The sequence below is a fragment of the Rhizobium sp. 21-4511-3d genome (assembly GCF_053522545.1).
Window position 1 is genome coordinate 252,676 of record NZ_JBNWCF010000002.1, and the last position, 24,378, is coordinate 277,053.

General features: G+C 62.2%; 23 protein-coding genes. 10 read left to right on the forward strand and 13 right to left on the reverse strand.

The features are described 5' to 3' along the window. Positions 1 to 55: 55 nt before the first annotated feature. The 3 genes from ACQZ5H_RS07120 to ACQZ5H_RS07130 are packed head-to-tail and all read left to right on the forward strand — an operon-like array spanning position 56 to position 946. Positions 56 to 265, forward strand: a complete 210-nt coding sequence (locus ACQZ5H_RS07120; RefSeq protein ID WP_449097163.1) for a hypothetical protein — start codon at positions 56 to 58, stop codon at positions 263 to 265. Between the two features lie 32 nt (positions 266 to 297). Continuing rightward, on the forward strand, positions 298 to 747 hold the full coding sequence (locus ACQZ5H_RS07125) for a hypothetical protein (protein ID WP_449097164.1): 450 nt from the start codon (positions 298 to 300) through the stop codon (positions 745 to 747). A gap of 40 nt (positions 748 to 787) precedes the next feature. Further along, entirely contained in the window at positions 788 to 946 is a 159-nt protein-coding gene (locus ACQZ5H_RS07130) for a hypothetical protein (RefSeq protein ID WP_165402593.1), read from the forward strand. 13 nt (positions 947 to 959) lie between these two features. Here ACQZ5H_RS07130 and ACQZ5H_RS07135 read toward each other — a convergent pair whose 3' ends face one another. The 6 genes from ACQZ5H_RS07135 to ACQZ5H_RS07160 form a co-directional block, all read right to left on the reverse strand. Continuing rightward, positions 960 to 1,103, reverse strand: a complete 144-nt coding sequence (locus tag ACQZ5H_RS07135; protein WP_162708682.1) for a hypothetical protein — start codon at positions 1,101 to 1,103, stop codon at positions 960 to 962. 292 nt (positions 1,104 to 1,395) lie between these two features. After that, the gene (locus ACQZ5H_RS07140) at positions 1,396 to 2,157 is read right to left on the reverse strand and encodes an ABC transporter permease (RefSeq protein WP_112716691.1); all 762 of its coding nucleotides are present in this window, start codon (positions 2,155 to 2,157) and stop codon (positions 1,396 to 1,398) included. Beyond that, positions 2,154 to 3,080 (reverse strand): ABC transporter ATP-binding protein, encoded by a 927-nt coding sequence (locus ACQZ5H_RS07145; protein ID WP_449097165.1) that lies wholly within the window; start codon positions 3,078 to 3,080, stop codon positions 2,154 to 2,156. Before ACQZ5H_RS07145 ends, ACQZ5H_RS07140 begins: the two co-directional genes overlap by 4 nt. Before the next feature lie 387 nt (positions 3,081 to 3,467). Next, positions 3,468 to 3,716, reverse strand: coding sequence for a hypothetical protein (locus ACQZ5H_RS07150; protein WP_203428705.1), 249 nt, complete (start codon positions 3,714 to 3,716; stop codon positions 3,468 to 3,470). Between the two features lie 87 nt (positions 3,717 to 3,803). After that, the gene (locus ACQZ5H_RS07155; protein WP_449097166.1) at positions 3,804 to 5,087 is read right to left on the reverse strand and encodes an extensin-like domain-containing protein; all 1,284 of its coding nucleotides are present in this window, start codon (positions 5,085 to 5,087) and stop codon (positions 3,804 to 3,806) included. A 125-nt stretch (positions 5,088 to 5,212) separates the two neighbouring features. Beyond that, positions 5,213 to 7,033 (reverse strand): methyl-accepting chemotaxis protein, encoded by a 1,821-nt coding sequence (locus tag ACQZ5H_RS07160; RefSeq protein ID WP_449097167.1) that lies wholly within the window; start codon positions 7,031 to 7,033, stop codon positions 5,213 to 5,215. A gap of 578 nt (positions 7,034 to 7,611) precedes the next feature. Here ACQZ5H_RS07160 and ACQZ5H_RS07165 point away from each other — a divergent pair. Then, positions 7,612 to 7,998: an acyl-CoA thioesterase gene (locus tag ACQZ5H_RS07165; protein WP_112716794.1), complete on the forward strand. Its 387-nt coding sequence runs from the start codon at positions 7,612 to 7,614 to the stop codon at positions 7,996 to 7,998. Between the two features lie 15 nt (positions 7,999 to 8,013). On the opposite strand, the gene ACQZ5H_RS07170 is transcribed toward ACQZ5H_RS07165, so the two are convergent. From ACQZ5H_RS07170 to ACQZ5H_RS07180, 3 genes are all read right to left on the reverse strand, one after another. Further along, positions 8,014 to 9,186, reverse strand: a complete 1,173-nt coding sequence (locus ACQZ5H_RS07170) for a DUF1501 domain-containing protein (protein ID WP_449097168.1) — start codon at positions 9,184 to 9,186, stop codon at positions 8,014 to 8,016. Between the two features lie 11 nt (positions 9,187 to 9,197). After that, entirely contained in the window at positions 9,198 to 10,703 is a 1,506-nt protein-coding gene (locus ACQZ5H_RS07175; RefSeq protein ID WP_449097169.1) for a DUF1800 domain-containing protein, read from the reverse strand. 90 nt (positions 10,704 to 10,793) lie between these two features. Next, positions 10,794 to 11,015, reverse strand: a complete 222-nt coding sequence (locus ACQZ5H_RS07180; protein WP_112716800.1) for a hypothetical protein — start codon at positions 11,013 to 11,015, stop codon at positions 10,794 to 10,796. Positions 11,016 to 11,205: 190 nt separating this feature from the next. Between ACQZ5H_RS07180 and ACQZ5H_RS07185 the strand changes: the two genes are divergently transcribed. Continuing rightward, complete coding sequence (locus ACQZ5H_RS07185) at positions 11,206 to 11,433, forward strand: hypothetical protein (protein ID WP_112716802.1); 228 nt, start codon at positions 11,206 to 11,208, stop codon at positions 11,431 to 11,433. Here the strand turns inward: ACQZ5H_RS07185 and ACQZ5H_RS07190 are convergent, their stop codons facing one another. Both ACQZ5H_RS07190 and ACQZ5H_RS07195 read right to left on the reverse strand, forming a co-directional pair. Then, a complete protein-coding gene (locus tag ACQZ5H_RS07190) occupies positions 11,434 to 11,889 on the reverse strand; it encodes a phage regulatory CII family protein (protein WP_449097170.1) in 456 nt (151 codons plus the stop codon). Between the two features lie 196 nt (positions 11,890 to 12,085). Continuing rightward, positions 12,086 to 12,439, reverse strand: coding sequence for a DMT family protein (locus ACQZ5H_RS07195; protein WP_112716806.1), 354 nt, complete (start codon positions 12,437 to 12,439; stop codon positions 12,086 to 12,088). Positions 12,440 to 12,663: 224 nt separating this feature from the next. Here ACQZ5H_RS07195 and ACQZ5H_RS07200 point away from each other — a divergent pair, with 224 nt between their 5' ends. The 3 genes from ACQZ5H_RS07200 to ACQZ5H_RS07210 all read left to right on the forward strand — a co-directional run bounded on the left by ACQZ5H_RS07200 (position 12,664) and on the right by ACQZ5H_RS07210 (position 16,176). Then, positions 12,664 to 13,899, forward strand: coding sequence for an MFS transporter (locus ACQZ5H_RS07200; protein ID WP_449097171.1), 1,236 nt, complete (start codon positions 12,664 to 12,666; stop codon positions 13,897 to 13,899). A gap of 101 nt (positions 13,900 to 14,000) precedes the next feature. Then, complete coding sequence (locus ACQZ5H_RS07205) at positions 14,001 to 14,858, forward strand: hypothetical protein (protein WP_449097172.1); 858 nt, start codon at positions 14,001 to 14,003, stop codon at positions 14,856 to 14,858. A gap of 67 nt (positions 14,859 to 14,925) precedes the next feature. Further along, positions 14,926 to 16,176, forward strand: a complete 1,251-nt coding sequence (locus ACQZ5H_RS07210) for a conjugal transfer protein (RefSeq protein WP_449097173.1) — start codon at positions 14,926 to 14,928, stop codon at positions 16,174 to 16,176. A gap of 130 nt (positions 16,177 to 16,306) precedes the next feature. Here the strand turns inward: ACQZ5H_RS07210 and ACQZ5H_RS07215 are convergent, their stop codons facing one another. Together ACQZ5H_RS07215 and ACQZ5H_RS07220 are read right to left on the reverse strand one after the other, a co-directional pair. Then, positions 16,307 to 17,557, reverse strand: a complete 1,251-nt coding sequence (locus ACQZ5H_RS07215) for an MFS transporter (protein WP_130278132.1) — start codon at positions 17,555 to 17,557, stop codon at positions 16,307 to 16,309. A gap of 164 nt (positions 17,558 to 17,721) precedes the next feature. Beyond that, positions 17,722 to 19,722: a putative bifunctional diguanylate cyclase/phosphodiesterase gene (locus ACQZ5H_RS07220; protein WP_449097174.1), complete on the reverse strand. Its 2,001-nt coding sequence runs from the start codon at positions 19,720 to 19,722 to the stop codon at positions 17,722 to 17,724. Between the two features lie 317 nt (positions 19,723 to 20,039). On the opposite strand from ACQZ5H_RS07220, the gene ACQZ5H_RS07225 reads away from it, so the two are divergent. Together ACQZ5H_RS07225 and uvrB are read left to right on the forward strand one after the other, a co-directional pair. Continuing rightward, on the forward strand, positions 20,040 to 21,083 hold the full coding sequence (locus ACQZ5H_RS07225; protein WP_449097175.1) for a class I SAM-dependent methyltransferase: 1,044 nt from the start codon (positions 20,040 to 20,042) through the stop codon (positions 21,081 to 21,083). Positions 21,084 to 21,233: 150 nt separating this feature from the next. Further along, positions 21,234 to 24,341, forward strand: a complete 3,108-nt coding sequence (gene uvrB, locus ACQZ5H_RS07230) for an excinuclease ABC subunit UvrB (RefSeq protein WP_449097176.1) — start codon at positions 21,234 to 21,236, stop codon at positions 24,339 to 24,341. Positions 24,342 to 24,378: the final 37 nt, after the last annotated feature.

Genomic DNA, 24,378 nt, shown 5'->3' on the forward strand with positions numbered 1-24,378 from the left:
ACATCCATGGAACTTGCACGCTCCAACGGGGTTCAAACCTTGAAAGGAGGCCGTCATGGACAACCGGACCAAGGACATTGCCGACGAATATATGCGTCTCGGCGGGCATCGCCGGGCGGTGGTGGACGATAACATCGTGTCCACCCGCAGCTGGGAAGCCGACACCCCGGAGGCGGCTGCTTTCTGGAACGCGCGCGTCGAAACGCTCGACACGGATAGCCGGAGGCAGGTCGAGCTCTTTCTGCCGACCATCAACGCCAAGTGAGCGGCTGCCAGCGCGAAGAATAGGAGATCACCATGTCGAATACCGTCAGAACCGGCGGCAAGGATGCCTTCAATGGCGTCAGCCGCACCCATTTCGGACAATCCGTCGAAAGCCAGGCGCAGATGGAAGATGCCGCCCGAGAGCACGGGCATGCAACAGGCGACGAGGAGCTGAACGTCTATCGGCTGGTGCCGATAGCAGCCCCCACCGACACCAACTGGCAGAACGCGCCGTCACAGGGCGAAGTGATGGTCGCGGCCCGCACGGCAGGCGATGCGCGGATCGTGGCGGCAAGCCGGGAGCTCGATTTCATGGAGATCGATTCCGCGCCCGCCGAGGATGTCACGACGATCAATGCCAGCGCCTTCCGCAACGACAAGCTCTACAGCGTCATCGAGATCGAGCATGGCCGCAGCGATCTGCAGCGTGGCGTTCTCGAAGGCGAAATCGGCGTCGGCAATATCCGCCCGACGCAGAACTGAGTTTTGTTGGCTATATCAGGCAGCCGGTGAGGACAGCGACATGCGGGGATATGGCAGGTTCATCATCGGCTGCGCCGCGGGTCTTGCGGCAGCCTTCCTGCTGAACTGGCTTGTCGTGATCGAAGGCACGCTGCAGCTTCTGATCTTCGGATTGCTGCCGGCCTTCGGTGGCGCGATCCTCGAGAGATATGCACGTTAGCAGGCGGCAAGCATCAGCTCGAGGCCGAAAGCCAGAGGAAGCCGGTGCTTCCCGTGTGGCTGTCGCTCACCTTCGAATGGTTGTAGCTGACGGCAAAGGCCAGCGAGCACATCGCGACCATGAACGCGACAGCGAACAAAATTTGCAGTCTGATCATTCTCGGCGTCCGTATTCTAGTGGCGGTAGAATCTTCACCGCCGTCCGAAGACAGAAGTGAAGGAGACGCTAGCGATCCCCTCGCTTCGCAAAGCTAATTAAGCACACTAACGATAAGGTTGTCGCGTGACGGAAGCGTGACAAGGCAAGATTTCCACACGTAAACGCGAAATCACGCCACCATAGGTAAAATCTTCCTTGAGATTTCAGCTATTGCACAGCCATGCATTGCACATTTGCATCACGGCGATACGTGTCAATGTACGAATTCAACACCTGCGTGCAATTGCACCTCAGTTGCGAAGCCGGTAACCAGTCTTGAACATCCACCCAAGCGTGCCAAGGCAGATCGCCAGGAACAGCGTGATCATCGACAGGCTGATCAGCGGATTGACGTCGGCGATCCCGTAGAAACTCCAGCGAAAGCCGCTGACGAGATAGAGCACCGGATTGAAATGGCTGACCGCCTGCCAGAAGGGCGGCAGCATGTTGATCGAGTAGAAGCTGCCGCCGAGGAAGGTGAGCGGCGGCACGACCAGCATCGGGATCAGGTTCAGCTGCTCGAAATTACCGGCCCAGATGCCGATCATGAAGCCGAACAAGCTGAAGGTGATGGCAGTCAGCAGGAAGAACAGGATCATCATGAAGGGATGCTCGATGCGCACCTCCACGAAGGCGTTGGCCGTCAGCAGAATGATCAGCCCGATCAGCAATCCCTTGGTGGCGGCAGCCCCGACATAGCCGAGCAGGATCTCGGTCATCGCCACGGGCGCCGACAGCACTTCGTAGATCGTCCCGGTGAATTTCGGAAAGTAGATGCCGAAGGAGCCGTTGCTGATGCACTGGCCGAGCAGCGTCAGCATGATCAGGCCGGGCGTGATGAAAGCGCCGTAGGAGACGCCCTCCACCGTCTGGATCCGCGACCCGACGGCTGCGCCGAAGACGATGAAATAGAGCGAGGTAGAGATCACCGGCGAGACGACGCTCTGCAGCAGCGTGCGGCGCGTGCGGGCCATCTCGAAGAAATAGATGGACTTGATGGCTTCGATATTCACTTGGCGCCTCCCACGAGTGCCACGAAGATATCCTCGAGCGAGCTCTGCCGCGTCGAGAGATCCTTGAAATGGATGTTGTCGGCCGAAAGCCGGGTCAGGAGTGCCGCGATGCTTTCCTGCTCGTTATGCGGGTCGAAATTATAGACGAGCCGCGTGCCGCCCTGCTCCAGCGACAGGCCGTTTCCGGCAAAATGCTGCGGCAATGTTTCGAGCGGCTCGGCAAGCTCAAGGATCAGCTGCTTGCGGCCGAGCTTGGCCATCAGCGCCGCCTTCTCTTCGACCAATAGCAGCTTGCCGCCATTGATGACGCCGACGCGATCAGCGATTTCCTCGGCCTCTTCGATATAATGGGTCGTCAGGATGATCGTGACGCCGGATTCGCGCAGCTGCTCGACGACGCGCCACATGTCCTTGCGCAGCGTCACGTCGACACCGGCGGTCGGCTCGTCGAGGAACAGGATTTCCGGCTCGTGACTCAGCGCCTTGGCGATCAGCACGCGCCGCTTCATGCCGCCCGAAAGCTGGCGCAGCGTGTTGTCCTTCTTGTCCCAGAGAGACAGGTCGCGCAGCACTTTCTCGATATGCGCCGGGTTCGGCTTCTTGCCGTGCAGCCCGCGCGAGAAGCTGACGGTGTTCCAGACCGTTTCGAACTGGTCCGTCGTCAGCTCCTGCGGCACCAGGCCGATCATGGTGCGGGTCGCGCGGAAATCCTTCACGACGTCATGACCGCCGACGAGCACTTCGCCGCCGCTCGGATTGACGATGCCGCAGACGATCGAGATCATCGTCGTCTTGCCGGCGCCGTTCGGGCCGAGTAGTGCCAGGATCTCGCCCTTCTCCACATCGAGATCGATGCCCTTCAGGGCCTCGAAGCCGTTGGCGTAGTGCTTGGTGAGATTGCGGATGGAAATGATGGGAGCCATGCGATTTTTTGGACGTTTCCTCTTATTGTGCCGCTATATAGTCCCTTTATGACACTTTGACATCCCGCAGCCCGTGAACACACTATTCAAAGGGCAGCCCATAGTGGCGCCAAGCAAAGCGGCTCATCGAAATCGTCTTTCCACCGCCTTTGTCATCAACCGGTGATCTTTGCGGGGGATAACCGCCTCAGAGGCAAGCAACGGTTCCCGCGCCGCCGCCCATCCCTTTGCGGAACCGTCATCGGGCGCTCGTTACGCCCCTTATTTCCGCTGTCTCTATTTGTATCGAAATGCCGCTGTAAGCACGAACACTTTGAATATCCGGTCGATCTCCCCTGAAGGCCGGTCAGTCTGAGCCGGCGTTTCGCCGGCTTTCTTTTTGTCCGCTCACCACTGTCCGTTGACGCCGCAGCCGAAGGGCGGCAGCGTCTTGCCCTCGAAACGGCTCTTCAGCATGCCGCAGCCGATGTCGCGGATCGGCGCCGGCATCATCGTGTTGAGGCTGATGCCGACTTCGTCGAACGGGTCGCTCGCATAGGCGACATAGGCATACCAACGCCCGCCGAACACGGCGGCGGCAGCAATGACAACGACAAGAATGAGCATGATGAAATTCGGGCGCTTGCGTTCGGCCATCCGGACTCTCCTCTCAGGAAGAGCCCGTCAGATCAGATTCCCCTGTCGAGGCCAAGCCGTCAGCCTAGCTGCAATAGACCCGTCAGCCTAGCTGCAATAGACCCGGCCGCCCTTGCGCTCTCTGAGATCGAAATGGAAATGGTTCCAGTGCTCCGGATTGCTGCCCGGGCCAAGCACGGTATTGAAATAACGGCAGCTGTCGCTGCGCACCGCCTTCAGCAGGCGCCCCTCCCGGAAGGAGAAAAGACCCTTCTTGCGGATATCGATCTCGTGGCCGTTCTTCAGCACGAACTTGCCGACATCGATCGCGTTGCCATGTGCATGCTCGGACATCGGATTGTATTTCTGGCGGCTGTTGTTCATGCGCCGGCAGGAATAGCCACCGAGCGGCTCGATGGTCTGGATGCCCGACCAGTAGCGGAAGCGCGCCGAGGGCGCGAGCTCGTTCTTCACCCACTTGGCAAAGGCAAGCGTCACCTGGCAGTTCAGCGTCACCGCCGGCTTCACGCCGATATTGCCGGAAAGGCCCTGCAGCGAAATCGGATACGGCACCTGGCAGGCCGGACCGTTGGAGATCGCCGGCTTGTCCGAATAGATCACGCCGAGACGCTTCAGCTCCTGGCGGCAGGCGCGCTCGGAGGCAGGCATCATGCCGGGATCGGCGGGCATTGCCGGCGTGCTCACCATCGGGTTTGAGGGCCGCAGCATCGCCACTTCCTGGCTCTCGTCCTCTTCGGGAACGCGCTGCGGCGCGACAACGGCGCTGCCGTCGTTCCAGACGCGGGCCTGGCTCATCTGCGCCTGTGCGGCGGGTCGCGGCATGGCGTTGCGCTGCGTCGGCGCATCCGTGCCGATGCCATCGACGACGGGCTCGGCGGTCTCGCCCTCGGCGATCTGCTGTTGCTGCTCCTGCGCCAGCCCGACCACCGGTTCGGCGCCGAGTTCCGAATCCATGTTGACGCCGCCGTCGGGCACCGAAAGCTGCTGTGTGCCGCCCCAGTTGCCGGCTGCGTTCTGTGAGCGCGGCACCTGCTGCTGGGCGAGCGCCTCGTCACTATCGATCATCGGCAGCCTGCGGCCGGACGCCGGAGTGGCATCGCCTGCAGCATGGCCCTCGCCTGCAAGGTTCGGCGTATCGAGATAATCGACCGATCCGCCGGCGCGCGAGACTGGCGCGGATGCCGGATAGGACTGCGCCGTTTCCATCGGCGCCATGCGCATGGCCGACTGCCTGGGGGGAGAAATGGAGCTGACTTTCGTGCCGGTATCGACACTTGCAGGCGGCACGAGGCCGTCACTGACGGAACAGGTCGTGAGCGCCGTGGAAACCAGCGTGGTCAGCACGATACGCCGCAAAAGAGAGACAGACACAATACCCTCCATCGCCCCGCAGCCCTGCTTGCAACCTGAAGAATTCCGCTCAAATTTAAATAAAACTGGTGAAGGAAAGCTTACCCGTGACGGAGAAGGCGGTTTCCCGCCTTCTCCTGATATTCTCAAGCCGCCCGGTTATAGGAGCGCTGAGCCGTCGCCTGGCCCTGGCCGAGGCGGAAGTTGGAGAGCAGCGTGCGCAGCTGGTTGCTCTCGGTGGCGAGCGTCTGGCTGGCGGCCGTGGTCTCTTCCACCATCGCGGCATTCTGCTGCGTCATCTGGTCCATGTGGTTGACCGATGTGTTGATCTCCTGCAGCCCGGTCGCTTGTTCGCGGGCAGCCGTCGCGATGGAATTCACGTGGTCGTTGACCTTGTTGACCAGAGCCTCGATCTCGACCAGCGCATCGCCGGTCGAGCGAACCAGCGACACGCCGGTTTCGACTTCGGCCGCCGAATTGCTGATCAGCGTCTTGATTTCCTTCGCGGCATTCGCCGAGCGCTGCGCCAACTCGCGCACTTCCTGCGCAACGACGGCGAAACCACGTCCCGCCTCACCCGCACGCGCCGCTTCGACACCGGCGTTCAGCGCCAGAAGATTGGTCTGGAAGGCGATTTCGTCGATGACGCCGATGATCTGACCGATCCGGCTCGAGGAATCCTCGATCCGGCTCATTGCCGCCACGGCGTTGCGGACGATTTCGCCGGACTTGCCGGCACTGGTCTTCGTCTCGGACACCATCTCACGCGCTTCCGTTGCCCGCTCGGAGGCGGTGCGAACGGTTGCGGTGATCTCATCGAGAGCCGCCGCCGTCTCTTCCAGGGCAGCAGCCTGCTGCTCCGTCCGCTTCGACAGGTTGCTGGTCGCTTCGCTGATATCGGAGGCGCTGTCATTGACGACATGGCTCGATTCCGAGATCGCCTGGATAACGCTGGCAAGCGCACCGGCAGCAGCGTTGAAGTCGGAGCGCAGCTTGGAATATTCCTCGCCGAGATCGCCGACCGTGACGGTGAGATCACCGGCAGCAAGCCGTTCCAGCCCCTGGCCGAGCGTCATCATCGCGTGGTTCTGGCGTTCGGCAGAGCTGCGCATCCGCTGCTCACTGCTGCGGCGCTCGCCATCCAGCTCGCGCTGGCGGGAATCTTCGCGCGAACGCATCTCACTGCGTTCGATCATCGAGTCACGCAGGACAAGCAGAGCCTTCGCCATGTGACCAATTTCGTCGCGGCGCTCGCTGTCGACCACGGCGGCAGCGGAGTCGTCGGTAGCAATCGCATGCATGGCAGCACCGATCCGCGCCACCGGACCGGTGACGCTGCGGACGATCGCATAGGCGATGAGCAGGGTGACGATCGCGCCCAGACCGCAGAGCAGCGCCGCCCACAGCGCGTTCTGCCGGTAAAGTGCGGCAAGGTCGTCACCATAGACGCCGGTACCGACAACCCAGCCCCAAGGCTCGAAGCCTGCAACATGCGAGTATTTCAGAACCGGCTGCTCGGCACCCGGCTTCGGCCAGTAGTAATCGACGAAGCCCTGGCCATGCGCCTTCACCATATTGACGAACTCGACGAACAGGAACTTGCCGTTCGGATCCTTGTTCTGCGTGAGGTCGGTACCGTTGAGCTCCGGCTTGATCGGGTGCATCACCATGTTGGGATGCATGTCGTTGATCCAGAAATAGCCGCTGTCGCCATAGCGCATGGAGGCGATGACGTCCTTGACCGCCGTCTGCGCCTGTTCGCGCGTCAGCGTACCGTCCTGCTCCATCTTGTAGTATTTCTTCATGATGTTGATGGCCGTCGCATCCATCTGCGCCAGCCCGGCTTTCCGCTCCGCCTCAAGCTCCGAGTAGGAATAGTTCAGGAAGAAAGCCATCACGCCGACGAAAATCGCCAACGTCAGCCCGACAAGCCCGTAGAGACGGGTCGAAATCTTTGTATTGCGCACGAAGTCCCCTCGCATTCACGCAGTCATGATCGGCGCAAATTCTGCAGCGCATGTCTTACTGGCCGGTGAAGCATTATTAGTTCGGCGTCACATAACGTAACGAAAGGAACCTCTTGCAACGGCACCTCATCGGCCAAGCATATGAATTCTATTATATTTAAGCTCAGCGATTTTTTTGCGGTCTGGTAAGCATAATAATCTGTGACCAGGCACGAGAGGCACGTCGAGCCCTGCTCCAGCATCCCTATCCCAAGATCTTATGATACCGCGCCTCCCCCATTTTGAGTATTTCGCTGGCCATCCTAACGCGTCTTGGCGGACACGAAAGGATTGGGGCTCGCGTCTGGGGTCGCGAGCCCCCTTTTTAACCCACGAGGAGAAGCTCCATGACGGAACGCGCGATCGGTTTTCTGGTGGCAGCCGAGTTGTCGGCTCTCTTCTGGGCAGCTCTGTTCTTCACGCTCGGCCGTCTCTGAGAGATCGCCGCCGCCCATCCCTGCATAACCGCGTCATTGCCCTTGCCATCCAGCCGTCAAGCCTGCCATCTTCACGCTTCGTGAAATGACAAGGACTTGACAATGAACGACAGCCCGAAGCCGAAAGGTGAACTGACCCTCCGCACGCTCGCCATGCCCGGCGATGCCAATCCGGCGGGGGATATTTTCGGCGGCTGGGTCATGGCGCAGATGGACTTGGCAAGCGGCATCCGCGCCGCCGAACGCGCCCGCGGCCGCGTCGTCACCGCCGCCGTCAAGGAAATGGCCTTCGAACTGCCGGTCAAGATCGGCGACACGCTCTCGGTCTACACCGACATCGACCGCGTCGGCCGCACCTCGATCACCTTGATCGTCGAGGCCTGGGCCCACCGCTCCCGCTACAACAAGATGGAAAAAGTTACCGCCGGTACCTTCATCATGGTGGCGCTCGACGAGAACGGCGCACCCAAGCCTGTCCCCGCCGAGTGAGATCCGGGATCGAAGTCAGGCGCGCAAGAATTGCGATGACTTGTCGAAGCTCAGTCCCGGGAAAATCTTCGCGGTCAGGTCGTCAGGGCTGACGTCGAACTGCCGGTAGAGCATCGCAGCGGCGATCTCGCGAACATCGGCCGTCGGCATCAGGTCGCGGTCCTCGAGCAGCTGGGCATCGCCGATACCCGGCCATTTGCCGAGGATGCGTCCGCCGTTGATCGCCCCGCCTGCAAGCAGCGCGCAGCCGCCGGTGCCATGGTCCGTTCCTCCAGAGCCATTCTGGCGGACGGTACGGCCGAATTCGGTCATTGCCAGCACGACGGTCTTCGACCAGACGTCAGGGCCTAGCGTCACTTTCAGCGTATTGATCGCCTGCGCCAGGTCCTGCGCCGGCCGCTTGAACTGCGCCATCTGGCCGCCATGCGTGTCCCAGCCGTTGATAGAGAAACTGGCGATCCGGTATTCGCCTTTCAGCATATTTGCGGCGAGTGCCGCGACATCGGTGATCTTTTCGCCACGCTTTCCCTCCGGCTCGGCAATCATCGCCGCACCGTTTGCCCTGGTCGCCTCCTCCATCGCCTTGGCGAAAGCCGGATCGTCGGCATAGAGCCGCATCAGGAACTGCATTTCGTCCTTCGCGGTGCCGAGATTGGAATCGGACGCCCAGACATCGACATTGTTTGGGCCGGAGAGGATGAGCTCCGTCGACGTATTGACGTCGATCGCCTTGCGCGCATCCGAGCGCGGGATGACAGCGAGCGCCCGGTTGAGCCAGCCGGTCTTTTCTTCGGCCACATGCTCACCGCCGGATTCCAGCATGTCCTGGCCATCGAAATGGCTGCGCTGATCGCGGTAGGGCGTCGACACCGCATGAACGAAGGCCAGCTCTTTCGACTTCCAGAGCGGCAGCAGATCCGCCGCTGCCGGATTGAGGCCAAAGTGACCATCGAGATCGAGAAGCCCCTTGTCCGGCGTCAGCGCCAGTGTCGGGCGCAGCACCGCAAAGCCGGCGTCACCATAGGGCTGCACGAGATCAAGCCCGTCCATGGCGCCACGCAGGACAATGGTGACGAATCTGTTGTCGCCGGGCATGGCCGCGAAGGCCACGGGAGTGAAGATGGGGGCTGCTGCAATGCAGCAGGCAGAGGCAAGAAAACCGCGGCGCGAAAGCACAATCTCTGTCATCGCGAGGCTCCTTATCGGCGGTTGAATTCGGGGGATGCGAGAACCAGCGTCAGGCCGCTGATCTTGTTGGGCGCCTGCGACACGACACGGATCGTCTGGTCACGCGCCGCATCGCCAAGCGTGGCTTTCAGAAACTCGCGTGGATCCTGATCCTTTCCGAACCGCGCCGAGGCGCGCCGCGCCCAGGCAAGCCGCTCGGCCAATTGGCTGGCAGTGATCCAGGCGCCGAATGTCTCCTCGAAACCGGCCGGGCTCGGCGGCAGCCAAATTGGCTGGCCCATGCGCCGCAACGCACCCTGCCCGAGCGCCCGCGCCGTCTGAAACGCCTTGCGCCGCTTGACCTTGTCCTCATCGGCAGAACCGGGCGGCGCCATGGCATTCATGCCGTTGGCGTTATCCGCATCCTTGGCGGGTGCCGCCATCATCGCATCGGCATCATCGTCATTGTCCTGATTGGCCTCCATGAAGCTTCCGGCATTCAGCGCCCTCAGCCCCGCCACCACGAAATCGAAGGGCTGCCGCGCCTTGGCACCCTCGTCGCGCCAGGCGGCGGGATGATCGAGCATGGCGCCATAGACGGCAGTCAGATCCCCATCCGTCCGTTTCCAGACATCGGTCATCGCCGAGATCATCTCGGGCGCCGGCTGGTCGGCGATGAAATGAATACAGAGCTTGCGGCAGATATGCTCGGCCGTCTTCGGATGCGCGGCGAGATCGTCGAGCATCGCGAGATAGTCCTTGCGAGTGCGCCGGTCGCCGCCATAGCTGACGCCGAGGACGGTATGCTGGCCGGGCTCGGAAATCCGCGGACGGAACGCAACATCCATATCGTCGCGATCGATCGTCAGCCCGGTGAGAACCATGGCCGCCGAGCGGACATCGGCCTGCGTATAACCGCTGCCGGCGCCGAGCGTGTGCAACTCCAGAAGCTCGCGGCCCAGATTCTCGTTCAGCCCCTTCTTCTGGCGCATGCCGCCCGGCGAATCCGGCCCTTGCGACTGCGCCTGGTCGAGATAAATCAGCATTGCCGGATGCTCGGTCGCCGCCCGCAGCAGATCGCGGAACGGGCCGCCGATATTCGGGCGGATCGCCTCTGCCTCGTAGAGCGGCACGATCAGCCGCATCGGCAGGCTCTTGTTGGCGCTGGTCGAGAAATGGTTGGTCCAGAAGGTCGCGAGGCGCTCGTAAAAGCCGTTGGGCGACAGAACCGCTTGCATCAGCCGCTGATTGGCATCGCGCTGAAATCCACGCTGAACCTGCCGCTGCAGCTGGCGGCGCCGGTTGCGCCGCTGCTCGTCGTCATCCCCCGCCTCCTGGCGGATTTCCTTCAGCTGATCCTGCAGGTCGCCAATACGCTTGCGACAGGCCTCTGCGCCACCATCGGGAAAGGACGGCGTAGCCTCCACCCCCGATTTGAGTTGCGCCAGAAGGGCCTGCTTGTCCTCGGGCTGCGCCTCGCCCGGCCTGAAGCCATAGCCGAAACGGATTGCCGCGATTGTCTGGAAGGAGACGCTCATGACCGATCACCTCGTCATCACCGGATAGTGACAGGGTCTCAGCCAAATGCGACCGCAATCGGGCGGCGGACGGACATGGACTATTTGTAATTATTGGGATTTTCGCTCCGTCGCGGTCACCACCGGATGGCGCTCCAGCTCCTCGAGCGGGATATAGACATCGGTCTCGCCCGGCTTGTGATCCGGATGCGAAACCTTGGCGTCGATCTCATCGGGCAGCGCCAGCGCCTGTTCGGTATTCATGATCCCGAGCGGCACCTTGCCTTTGCTGGTGGATACGACGACTTCGACGAGCGGCTTGTTCTTCTGCATCTTTGATCTCCAGTTCATGGAAATCCAACGCGCGCCGCCCTCACCCGTTCCCCATCCGCCGGTCACTCCATGTTACCGCGCGTTAAGAGCAATGCTATCAGCCGTTGAAAAACTGGGGCCGTTTTGATGTCGCGGGCGGCAGAGCCGCGATATGGGCTGGCATGTGAAACCACGTGCCCAAAAGCCTGCCATGCCTGATCCTGATCCGCTCCGTGAATATATGCGCATCGTGCGCACCCTCAATCTCTACAAGCTCCAGCTGCTCGCCATCGAATCCAAGCTCCGCAAAAGCAGCACCGCTGCGCGCAAGCAGCTCTTGGAGCAGCGCCATGAAGATATTGCTGCGGAGATGGAGGCGCTCAAGGCCGAAGGCGACGGATGGCTCTGCAAGCTGCGCCGCGCCAGTACGGCGCTCTGATCACTCGCCGGTGAGCCGGAGCCGCAACGTGGCGAGCGCCCGCTCGGTTGCGTCGATCTCCCGGTGCACCAGCGCCTCGCGCCGGTGGTCGATCCCGCCGCCGGCAAGCACCGCATCGACGACCTCCAATATGCCCGTCGCGTTGACCACCACGCGCGTCGCGCTGCGCTGCAGGTCGACAGGCGCGCCGTCTATATCAGCCGTCTCGGGAGACGGCCGGTCGGCGGCAATGAAACTCGTCTCCTTCAGTAGGTAGTTGACGAGCCGCACATCCGGCACCGCCCGCACCAGGGCATTGATCTCGTCGGCGGAAAAGCAGGTGCGGTTTATCAGCCGCGAATGCAGCACCGCATAGGTCATGCCGAGGGCAGCGGCCACGGTCTCGACCCCGGGCTTCTTTTCGACGACGAGGACAGTATAGGCGATATCTGCAAACTCGCGGCCGCGCTCTGCCATGGTCCACTCCCCCTATCCGTGCAGTTTCCATGCAGGCAGGGAGAATGGCAAGTGGCCACGCACCGTTGAAAAGACGGCGCCGATTTGATGGAGCGCCGCCGGTCGATCCGCTACGGACCCGCCTGCCCTGGGATCAGCCACCCCTATCGCAGGGCCGGCCGCCTGTCGCTTTTGCCCTAAGGCAGGCGGCCACTCCTCAGCCGCGGAAGATGAAAGATGCGCCAATCGCGATCAGCGCAAAGCCGATGGCGTGGTTCCAGGTGAGGTTCTCACCGAGCCAGAAGATCGAGAAGCCTGCGAAGACGATCAGCGTGATCACTTCCTGCATCGTCTTCAGCTGCGCCGTCGTATAGACCGCCGAGCCGATACGGTTGGCCGGAACCGCCAGGCAATATTCGAAGAAGGCGATGCCCCAGCTGGCGATGATGGCCAGGAAGATGGCGCTGCTCTTGTGCTTCAGATGCCCGTACCAGGCGAAGGTCATGAAGATGTTCGAGGCAAAGAGCATGATGACCGGCCAGACGGCGGCGGGGCTCAACGAAAACGGCATGGGAGAATCCTTGGAAGGCGTGACTGCTGGCGCCACCATGTATCCCGAAATCCACGCTCTTCAAGGCCTCTCCGGCGGCACAACGGATTTTCACCGCAATAGCCGCTCACGCCGCAAAACCGCGGAACTTTCGATCGGGTCCGCCGTTCATGGCGAGCGCCGGAAGCGGCCCGCACAAAAGCGGATCTACCTTCAGGACAAAGCATCGTCCCGAAGGAAACCCCGTGACCGCCTCGCACCCATCCCGCCTCTCCTGCCGCTCGCTCGCAGCCCTCGCAACCCTGAATTTCTTCCTCGCCGACGCCCGCGACGGATTAGGCCCGTTTCTCGACGGCTTCCTCGCGACGCATGGATGGACGCCGATGACGCTCGGCGTGGTCGCCACGCTCGGCGGCATTCTGGGGCTGATCGCCACGCCGCTGTTCGGCGCGCTCGTCGATGCGTCGCCGCACAAGCGGCTGCTGATCATCGTGCCGGTGGTCCTGGTGACGGCAGCCGCACTCTGGACGCTCGCCAGCCCCGGCAACGCCTCGGTCTTCGGCGGTCAATCGATGACGGCGATCGTCGGCGCCGTGATCGGTCCGGCGCTGATGGGCCTGACACTCGGCCTCGTCGGCGAAGCGGCCTTTCCGGATCAGGTGGCGCGCAACGAATTCTGGAACCATGCCGGCAATGTGGTCTCGCTGGCAGGCGTCTATCTCGCCTCCTCGTTCTTCGGCCTTAACGGTATCATCGGCCTGATGATCCTCACCGCGCTCGCCACGATCGCCGCAACGCTGGCGATCGATCCCCATCGCATCGACAACAAGGTCGCCCGTGGCCTTGCCCATGACGACGGCAGCCCGGGTCCATCGGGCCACTCCGTCATCGCCGGCTCCCGCGGCCTCATCCTGCTTGCCGTGACGCTGCTGATCTTCCATTTCGGCAATGCGCCGATGAGCCGGCTGATCGCCCAGGATTTCTCGATCCAGCTCGGCACGCCCTTCCGCACGACGGCGATCGTCACCGGCGTCTCGCAGCTGTCGATGATTGGCATGGCCCTCGCCGCTCCCTATCTGATCCGCCGCTTCGGCCTCGCCTCGATCTTCGTCATCGCGCTCTGCGCCCTGCCGCTGCGCGGCGCCATCGCCGGCAGCTTCGAAAGCTTCGCGGCGATCTATCCGGTCCAGTTCCTCGATGGCGCCGGCGCCGGCCTGATCGGCATCGCGACACCGCTCGCCGCCGAACGCATCCTCTCCGGCACCGGCCGCTTCAACGCCGGCCTCGCCGCCGTCATGACCGTCCAGGGCATCGGCGCCTCGCTGAGCAATATCGTTGCGGGATGGCTGACCAAGGAAGGCGGATACGGGCTTGCCTATTGGGTGCATGGCCTTGCCGCGCTTGCCGCGATTGCGGTGTTTGTCTACGGGCGGCGGGAGATTGTGCCGGAGCGGCGGGCATCCGGATACGCACCTCGGTGAACACTACCGCGGCCTCCAGTTCCGCCATCACAGGTTGCATGCAATTCGTTTCAAATCACTCTGCGATGTGACTTGATATCCCCGGTTTTAGGGGATGGGGCATGAGCAGAATTTTTAAGATTGTGGTGGCGCTTGCGCTGCTGCCGGCGCTTGCCGGCTGCACGCCGTCGGTCGCCGGTACACCGAACTTGACAGAGTACCAAGCTGTCAGCGACCGCTATTTCGCCAGCGCATTCAGCACTCAGAGACTTGCTACATACGAGACCGTCACCGATCCCGGGCGGCGCCAGTCGCTCCGCAACTCGATCGTCCTTGGCGCTATCGGCACGATCGACCTGAGATATGCAAAATTCGTCAACCGGTTGACGCAAGAGAGCCAGATCGTGCCCTTCGGCGCGACCGTCACCAGCATCTCGCTCAGTACGGCGGGCGCACTCACCGGTTCCGAGGCTGCCAAAACGACGCTCGCCGCAGTCGATACTGCGATCAAGGGCGGCGTGGCCGCCTACGACAAGAGCATCCTTGCCGATCGCACGATCCAGGCTCTGCAGAAGCAGATGCAGGCAAACCGCAACCGCGTGCGGTCTGCAATCATCGCAAAACTCAGCGAGAGCACGCTGAGCTATCCGCTTGAGCTCGCGATGATCGACGTCAACGAATATGCCGCCGCCGGCACCATCACTGCCGGCATGGCGACGATCGATGAACAGGCTGCGCAGAACCTCGCCGTTAGCGAAGATGAGAAGGTGGAGCGAATCTACGCCTACGCCGCCGACGAGACGACCGCAGCGATCATTGAATTCATGAATACCGGGAATCCCGCCGTCCTAGCCGCCGTAAATGCAGCGGCCGCAAACGCCCGCGTTACGGCTCCCTTTCTGATCTACGACGCCGGTCAGGCGGCCAACCGGCGCAAGCTGCTCACAACGCTAAAGGCATTACCTGCAAAGCCTGCCTAGCGGGTGCGAAATACCCTCAATTCACGTGCTCACACGCGCAGTCACGAACCAATGGAGGATGTCGCGCATGGAAACGATGACCGGAATACCCAAAGACAAACTCAACGAAGTCTTGAGTGTACTATCGATGACGAAGCTGAAAGTCGTCTCCATCGACAAGGCACAAGACGGGACATATTCCGTTAGCTATAGCACCGCTGCGACGCCTGCGAAGGCGACAACCTTTGCACAGATCAGCGCATCGCTCCCGGTCAGTGCTCCCGTCGCCAATATGGACCTTCCGGACCTTCCTCCCCCAGGGGCGGCTGGGCCATTCGTCCACGCCCGCTCGATCGCCTACAAAACCGTTCTCTATACTGACGCCGAAGGCCGCGACGAAATCCGCGAGGGTGGCTCGCGCTCCTGGCGCAACTGCAATCCCGGCAATATCCGCAAAGGCGATTTCTCCCTGAATGCCGGAGCAATCGGCGACGACGGCAGCTTCGCCATATTCCCGGACGAACAGACAGGCACGGCGGCGATCATCGCGCTGCTAAAGACCTCGAAATACATCAACCTGACACTCCGCGATGCCGTGTTTCGTTATGCTCCGCCGAGCGAAAACAACTCGGCCGCCTACGCCGCGGCGCTCGCAGAACGCACCGGCATCCCGCTTGATACGCCGCTCTCAACACTCAAGGTCGACGAGTTTCGCAAGGTCGCCAGGAGGATCCAGGAGATCGAGGGATGGAAACCAGGACTGATCCGTGCCAATGCGCCGGCAGCACTGCGATCCACCACCACCAGCGCCATCATATCATCGGCGGCATCGGCAACGCAGGACTGGATGGACATCGCTCGCCGCGAGGCCGCCCTGCCCGCACACGAACGCAGCCAATGGCCAGATCCCGGCGAAAACCCGCGCATCCTCAACTATTTCAAGGTGTGTTCGGCGTGGTTCGAAGCTGATGGCGGCGATGAAGTCGACTGGTGCGCCGCCTTCGTCAACTATTGCCTGGTGACCAGCGGTCACATGGGCACGGATCATCCGGGCGCCCGCTCCTTCTTCTGGAACAAGAAGGGGCAGTTCATCTCCCTGCCCAAGCCCATACCCGGCTCGATCGCAGTCCGCCGCTATGCCCCCTTCAGTGATCCCAAATGGGAAAGCGGTCCCGGTCATGTCGGCTTCGTCATCGCCGCGAGCGAGACGACGGTTACGCTGCTCGGCGGCAATCAATCCGGCACGGTGAGGGAATCTGTTTTTCCGCTGGTGAGCAAGGATGCGTCGGGAGCCGTAACGGCGAAATTCATCGCCTTCATGATGCCGGCCATCATGTGAGCCAGCCAGATCAAGCTGCAGTGGAACGCAATACCTGACCACCGCAAAGCAAACATTAGAAGACTCTGGTTAAGAAATAGCTACAGCCGGAAACGGGCGAAGGGCGGGCGGAGTGACCCGCCCCTCGCGCTCAGGCGCGATACGCGCCGCTTGGCGCCTCGGCCTCCTCCGTGCCGAAGCGCACATTCTTCTTCTCGTAGCCGAAGCCGGCCAACAGGGCGACGACCGCCGCAACCACGGCCGCGACGACGAGCAGCGCCGTCGCATAGTCGCCGTTCCAGTGGGCGGCGAGACCGGCCTGCATCGTTGCATTGCCCGAGGCCAGCAGATTGCCGAGCTGATAGGCAAAGCCCGGGAATGTGCCGCGCACCTCGTCCGGCGACAGCTCGTTGAGATGCACGGGAACAATGCCCCAGGCACCCTGGACGAAGAACTGCATCAGGAAGGCGCCGATGGCGAGCAGCACGGGACCGGGCGCATAGACCCAGAGCGGCGCCACCGGGATCGCGAGCAGCGAGGCAATGACGATCGCTTTCTTACGGCCGATGCGCTGCGACAGCGCCCCGAAAAACAGCCCGCCACACATCGCGCCGATATTATAGACGATGGCGATCGCGCCGGTCGTGTAGCTGTCGTAGCCGCGCTGAGTTTCCATGAAGGTCGGATAGATATCCTGCGTGCCGTGACTGAGGAAATTGAAAGCCGTCATCAAGAGCACCGACCAGATGAACAACGGGATGTTTTCGCGCAGGATCGTCAGGAACGGCCTGCGCCCCTTCCGCTGCCTCTCGATGAACGCCGGGCTCTCCTCCACATTGCGGCGGATATAGAGCACCAGTAGCGCCGGCAGCGCGCCGACGAAGAACATGCCACGCCAGCCGATGACCGGGAACAGCAGGAAGAAGACGATCGAGGCCAGCAGATAGCCGGAGGGATAACCGGCCTGCAGGATGCCTGAGACGATGCCGCGGGATTCCTCCGGCACGGTCTCCATGACTAGTGAGGCGCCAACGCCCCACTCACCGCCCATGGCAATCCCATAGAGCGCCCGGAGGATCAGGAACATCGTCAACCCGGTCGAAAATCCCGTCAGGAACTCGAAGATCGAATAGAGCAGCACGTCGGCCATCAGCGTCACGCGCCGCCCGAAGCGGTCGGCGGCAAGGCCGAAGATCAGCGCGCCGACGGCGCGCATCGCAAGCGTCAGGAAGATCGCTGCCGAGACGGCCGGAACATCCGTGTGAAATTCTTCGGCGATATGTTTGAGAACGAAGACGAGAATGAAGAAATCGAAGGCATCAAGGGTCCAGCCGAGATAGCTGGCAACAAGGGTATTACGCTGCTGCGGGGAGAGCGCACGCAGGCTTGCCAATGCGGACATGTCTGTTCCTCCGTCCGAAAGCGGCGGCGAGGCGGGGCAATTCCGGATGCCGTCGGAGAGAGCGCCCTGAAAAGGGCGGAAGTGCCACCGGGAGGTGACACTTCAGAACGTCAGCGATCCTGACATTGTTCCGCTGCCAGACTGCGGCATTTTGGCAGGCGGCGTCAGCGGCCTGCCGGACGCGAGGCGACAAGCGTCGGCCGCGGCGGCTTGGAAGGGGTGGAGTCGATTGCCTGAACCGGCGCCGGCCGGCCGAGATGATAGCCCTGGGCATAGTCGATACGCAGTTGCCGCAGCAGGGTCAGCTGCTCGGCGGTCTCGATACCCTCGACGAGGATCTTCGGGCCCCGGTTGCGGATCAGCCCGACGATATCCTCGAGCATCGCCTTGCCGCGCGGCGTGGCGCTGCCATGCAGGAAGGAGCGGTCGATCTTGACCGTATCGAAGTCGATCAGACGCAGCCAGGACAGGCCGGCAAAGCCGGTGCCGAAATCGTCGAGCCAGATGCGGATGCCGAGCGTCTTCAGGTCGCTGATGCACTTCAGCACGTCGGCATGCATCTCCATCTCCTGCCCTTCGGTGATCTCGAAGGCCAGGCGATTGCCGGAGACGCCGGTCTCGTAGAGGATCGCGGCGACGCTGGCGGCGAAGCCGGGCATGCGCAGCTGGATCGGCGAAACGTTGACGCTGGCGATCTGCGCCAGGTTCGGCAGCAGCACGTCGCGGCAAGCGGTCTGAATGACCCAGCGGCCGAGCTCGAGGATCATCCCGGTGCGCTCGGCGATCGGAATGAACAGGCTCGGCGGGATCGAGCTGCCGTCCAGCGTCTTCAGGCGCATCAGCGCCTCGACAGCGTCGCGGCCGCCGGTGCGGATATCCTCGATCGGCTGATAGACCAGCGACAGCAGATCCTGCGCCACCGCGATGCGCAGCAGTGCGGCGATATTCTCGCTCTCGTCGCTGCTGAACGGATCGTTCGGATCGAACAGGCGCGCGCAGTTGCGGCCGCTTGCCTTGGCACTGTAGAGCGCCCGGTCGGCCTCATGGATGATCTTTTCAAGCTTGCCGCTCTGGTCGCGCGTATAGGCCGCGCCGATGCTAACCGTGACGATCGAGGTGCCGTCGCGGCGCTCCTCGTGGATCAGCCCCATCTGCTCGACGGTCGCCCGGATGCATTCGGCGAGCTCGGCAACACGCTCGCGCTCGGCAAATTGCGCCAGCACGATGAATTCTTCGCCGCCGTAACGGCCGATCGATGCGCCATAGACCTCGATCGCGTCCTTGATGGTGCGCGCAACATGGATCAGGCAGCGGTCGCCTTCCTGATGGCCATAGCCGTCGTTATATTTCTTGAAGAAGTCGACATCGACGAGGATGGCGGTAAAGCCGACGCCCTTGCGCTGCCATTCCTTCCAGTGATCACGCAGACGCTGGTCGACGGCGCGGCGGTTTTCGAGGCCGGTCAGGTAGTCGGTGTTCGACATGCGCAGCAGCGCTTCGCCGCGCTCCGTCGCTTCCTTCTGCTGCATCCGGGCTTCCAGCGCGTTGAGAAACACGTGGTAGCGCTCGTGATTGAGCTTCCAGTTCACATAGGAAGTGAAGACGAAGCACGACACGTAGAACATGCCGAAGGCCATCGCGTAGATGCTGGTCGGCCAGAAGAAGAACAGCGAGCCGAGGAAGGTCGTCAGCACGGCGCTGGAGGCCAGCACCGACAGGCCGAAGCGGAAATTGAAGAACTGGTTGGCACCCATCATGAAGATGGCGCCGAAGATCATGTAATAGGACAGGCTGTCGGCATGCACCGTGCGCACCGCCGGAAAGCACCAGACGGCAAAGCCGAGCACCAGCGCCGTGGCACTGGTCCGGTCGAGCCACTGGATGCTCTTGCCGAAATAGACCTCGGCCTCCAGCATCAGCAGCGCCAGCGTACCGACGGTGACGCGGGCGAGAATTGTATAGGTGGCGACGTCGGGGATCAGCAGCAGGTCGGTAGCGGAAAACAGGATATAGACGATAACCGCGATCCACAGCCCCTGCCGTGTCGCCGTCTTTCGCTCAGTCTCCCCTTCCATGCGATAGAGATCCCGCAGTTCGCCCGGCGTTGGCCGCAGCAACTTGGGTTCAAGATCAATCTCTGCCGCATAAGCAATCGCGTGCTTCATGCACTCTTCCACCGCTCCGTACTATCTCCGCCGGAGATTTCCGCTGTTGATCCAGACGAAATTGACCGACGCATTCGTGCGGTTCGCTTAGCCCCTTCAGGTGACGAGACACGGCAATACCGGCAATCCGACCCCACCAAAATAGAGGGGCTCCATTAAAGCTTGCTAAATTCCAGCCAAACCGGCGCCGTTAATCATGTTTATGGATTTCAATGGTTAATGAAAAGTTTCTCGCTAATATACAATTCAAGGTAACGCCCGGAATGATACAGGTGTGACCCGGCAATTTAACCCGAAGTGATTAGAGGACGTCTCGCGTGACCCAGCCCAAGATGGATTTCGACGGCCACAGCCTTATTACGCCCAAAGCCATAGCCAACGAGCTCGAAGCTCCGAAGACCGACCGTTTCGAAGAACATCTGGCGATCAGCAAGGGTGAAGTCGCCCTCCTGCTCGAACTCGCCCGCCAGGGATTTGTGAAATCCGAGGATCCGACCAAGATCATCGATCGCGTCACGATCTCGCTGCATGAAATGCGCGCCCGCATTCACCCGCGCGTCTGGCAGGAACTGGTTCCGCTGATCCAGAACCACGCCGTCACCAGCTATTTCCTTGAGGATCCCTTGACCAAGTGGTCGTGGGACAAGCCGCGCGGCTATTCCGGCGATGCCACCCTGCTCGACTTCATCTATCGCCATGAAAGCGTGATGGACAAGGTCGCGGCATCCTCCGAGCTCGGCAAGGCGCTGTTCGAATATACCAGCACCGCCCCCTCCTCGCAGGCCAACTGGGACCGCCGCGACATCCTCGCCCGCCAGGTCGACGAAGTCGCCGCCGAGCGTGGTCCGGGCACGGAAGTCCTCAGCGTCGCCGCCGGCCACCTGCGCGAAGCCGCCTATTCCGAAGCGATGAAGCAGAAGGCGCTGAAGCGCTGGGTCGCTCTCGACCAGGATCCGATGAGCATCGGCACCATCGCCCGCGATTTCCAGGGCACGGCGGTCGAGGCGATCGACGGCTCGGTGCGCGAACTGCTGATGCGCCGCTCCAACCCCGGCACCTTCGACCTCGTCTATGCCTCCGGCCTCTACGACTATCTTGTCGATCGCGTCGCCATCAAGCTGACCCAGCGTTGCCTGGAAATGGTCAAGCCGGGCGGCACATTCCTGTTCGCCAACTACTCCTACCCGATCCTCGTCGATGGCTACATTGAGACCTTCATGAACTGGGCGCTGCTGCTCCGCTCGGAAGCCGACATGTGGAAGATCATCCACGAGGCGACGGCCGGCCAGAATTACGAATCCAAGGTCTTCTTCGGCAAGAACCGCAACATCGTCTACGGCGTCATCAAGAAGAACGGCTGAGACCTACTCAGCGCCTGATGAACCGGCCGGGGCAACCCGGCCGGTTTTCTGTTTCGGCCCGACTGTTGGCGAAATCCGAACGATTCATTCGTTTCCCTTTTGTACTCTTTGCCTCTTCACTTTCGCGCTGACTCTCTCCATATTCCGGCCATGGCCAAAACTCCGAAGAAATCTCCCGCCCCGAATGGCTTCGAGGAAGCTCCCCAGTCGTCTTTCGAAGGCGCCCCGCTCGAAGGGTCCGTCGCCGATTGGGTGAAGCAGCTGGAGCGTGATGCCGAGGCCGCGGGCGTCGAAAGCCAACGCGAAATCGCCTCCAAGGCGGGCAAGCACCGTAAGAAGGTCGAGAACGAGGCGCGCAAGCACAGCGAGGCCGTCAGCGTCAACAAGAAGGCGACGGTGTCGAAGACCGCGCGTGGCGTCTCGATCGGCGGCTCCACCGATCCGAAGACCCGTGCCGCCGCCGGCCTCAATCCGGTCTCCGGCCTCGATGTCGGCCTCGAGGAAGCGTCGTCGCTCTCGGCCGGCACCGCCGTCACCGCCACGGTCGATGCGCTCGCCAAGCTGATCGAGAGCGGCAACCCGCTGCACAAGAACGGCAAGATCTGGACGCCGCACCGCCCGGCCCGCCCGGACAAGTCCGAGGGCGGCATCACCATCCGAATGGATTCTGAATACCAGCCGGCCGGCGACCAGCCGACGGCGATCCGCGATCTCGTGGAAGGACTGGAGAATGGCGACCGCAGCCAGGTGCTGCTCGGCGTCACCGGCTCCGGCAAGACCTTCACCATGGCGAAGGTCATCGAGGAAACCCAGCGCCCGGCGCTGATCCTGGCGCCGAACAAGACGCTGGCCGCCCAGCTCTATTCGGAATTCAAGAACTTCTTCCCCGATAACGCCGTCGAATATTTCGTTTCCTATTACGACTATTACCAGCCGGAAGCCTACGTGCCGCGTTCCGACACCTATATCGAGAAGGAAAGCTCGATCAACGAGCAGATCGACCGCATGCGCCACTCGGCGACACGCTCGCTGCTGGAGCGCGACGACTGCATCATCGTCGCCTCGGTCTCCTGCATCTACGGTATCGGCTCAGTCGAGACCTATACGGCGATGACCTTCCAGATGAATGTCGGCGATCGCCTGGACCAACGTCAGCTCTTGGCCGACCTCGTCGCCCAGCAATACAAGCGCCGCGACATGGATTTCACCCGCGGCTCCTTCCGTGTCCGCGGCGACACGATCGAAATCTTCCCCGCCCACCTGGAAGATGCCGCCTGGCGCATAAGCATGTTCGGCGACGAGATCGACGCCATCACCGAATTCGACCCGCTGACGGGCGCCAAGACCGGCGACCTGAAATCGGTGAAGATCTACGCCAACTCGCACTATGTGACGCCGCGCCCGACGCTCAACGGCGCCATCAAGTCGATCAAGGAAGAGCTGAAGCTGCGCCTCGTCGAGCTCGAAAAGGCCGGCCGCCTGCTGGAGGCCCAGCGCCTGGAGCAGCGCACCCGCTACGATGTCGAGATGCTGGAAGCCACCGGCTCCTGCCAGGGCATCGAGAACTATTCGCGCTATCTGACCGGCCGCGACCCCGGCGATCCGCCGCCGACGCTGTTCGAATATGTCCCTGACAACGCCATCGTCTTCATCGACGAAAGCCATGTCACCGTGCCGCAGATCGGCGGCATGTACCGGGGCGACTTCAGGCGCAAGGCGACGCTGGCCGAATACGGCTTCCGCCTTCCCTCCTGCATGGACAACCGCCCGCTCCGCTTCGAGGAATGGGATGCGATGCGCCCGGATACGATCGCCGTGTCGGCGACCCCCGGCGGTTGGGAAATGGAGCAATCCGGCGGGGTCTTCGCCGAACAGGTCATCCGCCCGACCGGCCTCATCGATCCGCCCGTCGAAGTCCGCTCCGCCCGCAGCCAGGTGGACGACGTGCTCGGCGAAATCCGCGAGACCGCCGCCAGGGGCTACCGCACCCTCTGCACCGTGCTGACCAAGCGCATGGCCGAGGACCTGACCGAATACCTGCATGAACAGGGCGTGCGCGTCCGCTACATGCACTCGGATATCGACACGCTGGAGCGCATCGAGATCATCCGCGATCTGCGTCTCGGCGCCTTCGACGTCCTCGTCGGCATCAACCTGCTGCGCGAAGGCCTCGACATTCCCGAATGCGGCTTCGTCGCCATTCTCGATGCCGACAAGGAAGGTTTCCTGCGCTCCGAGACCTCGCTGGTGCAGACCATCGGCCGCGCCGCGCGTAACGTCGACGGCAAGGTCATCCTCTATGCCGACAACATCACCGGCTCGATGCAGCGCGCCATGGACGAGACCGCGCGGCGCCGCGAAAAGCAGATGGCCTATAATACCGAACACGGCATCACGCCCGAAAGCGTCAAGGCCCGCATCTCCGACATCCTCGACTCGGTCTACGAGCGCGACCACGTCCGCGCCGACATTTCAGGCGTCAACGGCAAGGGCTTCGCCGATGGCGGCAACCTCGTCGGCAACAACCTGCAGACCCATCTCAACGCGCTCGAAAAGAGCATGCGCGACGCCGCTGCCGACCTCGACTTCGAAAAGGCCGCCCGACTGCGCGACGAAATCAAACGCCTCAAGGCCGCCGAACTCGCCGTCATGGACGACCCGATGGCCCGCGAGGAAGCCAAGTCGATGGAAGCCGGCAAGCGGGATGCTTCGAGGCTGCGGTCTACTGCGCCAGCCGCTCAGTCTGAGGGCGGCAAGAAGGATGCTTCGAGGCTCCGGGCTTCGCCCTCCGCACCTCAGCATGAGGGTGGCGGCGAGGGAGCGAGCGGGCGCAGCGAGTCGATCTCCCCACCTGTGGGGGAGATGGCCGGCAGGCCAGAGGGGGGCGATCTTGCTCAGCCCTCCTACTTCTCCCGCCCCAATCTCGACGAGATGGGCCGCGACATCCAGGAACCGGCAGGCAAGTCCCTCTTCCGCCGCAACGACCTCGACGAAATGACCGTCGGCCGCACCGAAAAGCCCGTCTCAGGCAAACTCCCGGAAAAGCCGGATGCCTCGAAGAGCACGAAACGCTTCTCTCCGCTGATGGAGGGCCAGCCGGAGCGCACTCCTCATGGTGAGGAGGCCCAACGGGCCGTCTCGAACCACGACCCGCGCCCGCTAGTGCGCGGCAAGACGGGCGTCGGGAGTTATGAAGATCCGGGCGAGCAGAAGCGGAAAAGCCGGACGAAGGGTAAGACGGGGCGACCGGGGCGGTGATCGCATAAGCTGTGCGCCGATGCACCCCACGAAGAAT

Bases quoted from the DNA above. Each gene is read 5' to 3' on its own strand.
- ACQZ5H_RS07120 (WP_449097163.1), top strand. From the start codon at position 56: ATGGACAACCGGACCAAGGACATTGCCGACGAATATATGCGTCTCGGC.
- ACQZ5H_RS07125 (WP_449097164.1), top strand. From the start codon at position 298: ATGTCGAATACCGTCAGAACCGGCGGCAAGGATGCCTTCAATGGCGTC.
- ACQZ5H_RS07130 (WP_165402593.1), top strand. From the start codon at position 788: ATGCGGGGATATGGCAGGTTCATCATCGGCTGCGCCGCGGGTCTTGCG.
- ACQZ5H_RS07135 (WP_162708682.1), bottom strand. From the start codon at position 1,103: ATGATCAGACTGCAAATTTTGTTCGCTGTCGCGTTCATGGTCGCGATG.
- ACQZ5H_RS07145 (WP_449097165.1), bottom strand. From the start codon at position 3,080: ATGGCTCCCATCATTTCCATCCGCAATCTCACCAAGCACTACGCCAAC.
- ACQZ5H_RS07150 (WP_203428705.1), bottom strand. From the start codon at position 3,716: ATGGCCGAACGCAAGCGCCCGAATTTCATCATGCTCATTCTTGTCGTT.
- ACQZ5H_RS07165 (WP_112716794.1), top strand. From the start codon at position 7,612: ATGAACGACAGCCCGAAGCCGAAAGGTGAACTGACCCTCCGCACGCTC.
- ACQZ5H_RS07170 (WP_449097168.1), bottom strand. From the start codon at position 9,186: ATGACAGAGATTGTGCTTTCGCGCCGCGGTTTTCTTGCCTCTGCCTGC.
- ACQZ5H_RS07175 (WP_449097169.1), bottom strand. From the start codon at position 10,703: ATGAGCGTCTCCTTCCAGACAATCGCGGCAATCCGTTTCGGCTATGGC.
- ACQZ5H_RS07180 (WP_112716800.1), bottom strand. From the start codon at position 11,015: ATGCAGAAGAACAAGCCGCTCGTCGAAGTCGTCGTATCCACCAGCAAA.
- ACQZ5H_RS07185 (WP_112716802.1), top strand. From the start codon at position 11,206: ATGCCTGATCCTGATCCGCTCCGTGAATATATGCGCATCGTGCGCACC.
- ACQZ5H_RS07190 (WP_449097170.1), bottom strand. From the start codon at position 11,889: ATGGCAGAGCGCGGCCGCGAGTTTGCAGATATCGCCTATACTGTCCTC.
- ACQZ5H_RS07195 (WP_112716806.1), bottom strand. From the start codon at position 12,439: ATGCCGTTTTCGTTGAGCCCCGCCGCCGTCTGGCCGGTCATCATGCTC.
- ACQZ5H_RS07205 (WP_449097172.1), top strand. From the start codon at position 14,001: ATGAGCAGAATTTTTAAGATTGTGGTGGCGCTTGCGCTGCTGCCGGCG.
- ACQZ5H_RS07210 (WP_449097173.1), top strand. From the start codon at position 14,926: ATGGAAACGATGACCGGAATACCCAAAGACAAACTCAACGAAGTCTTG.
- ACQZ5H_RS07215 (WP_130278132.1), bottom strand. From the start codon at position 17,557: ATGTCCGCATTGGCAAGCCTGCGTGCGCTCTCCCCGCAGCAGCGTAAT.
- ACQZ5H_RS07220 (WP_449097174.1), bottom strand. From the start codon at position 19,722: ATGAAGCACGCGATTGCTTATGCGGCAGAGATTGATCTTGAACCCAAG.
- uvrB (WP_449097176.1), top strand. From the start codon at position 21,234: ATGGCCAAAACTCCGAAGAAATCTCCCGCCCCGAATGGCTTCGAGGAA.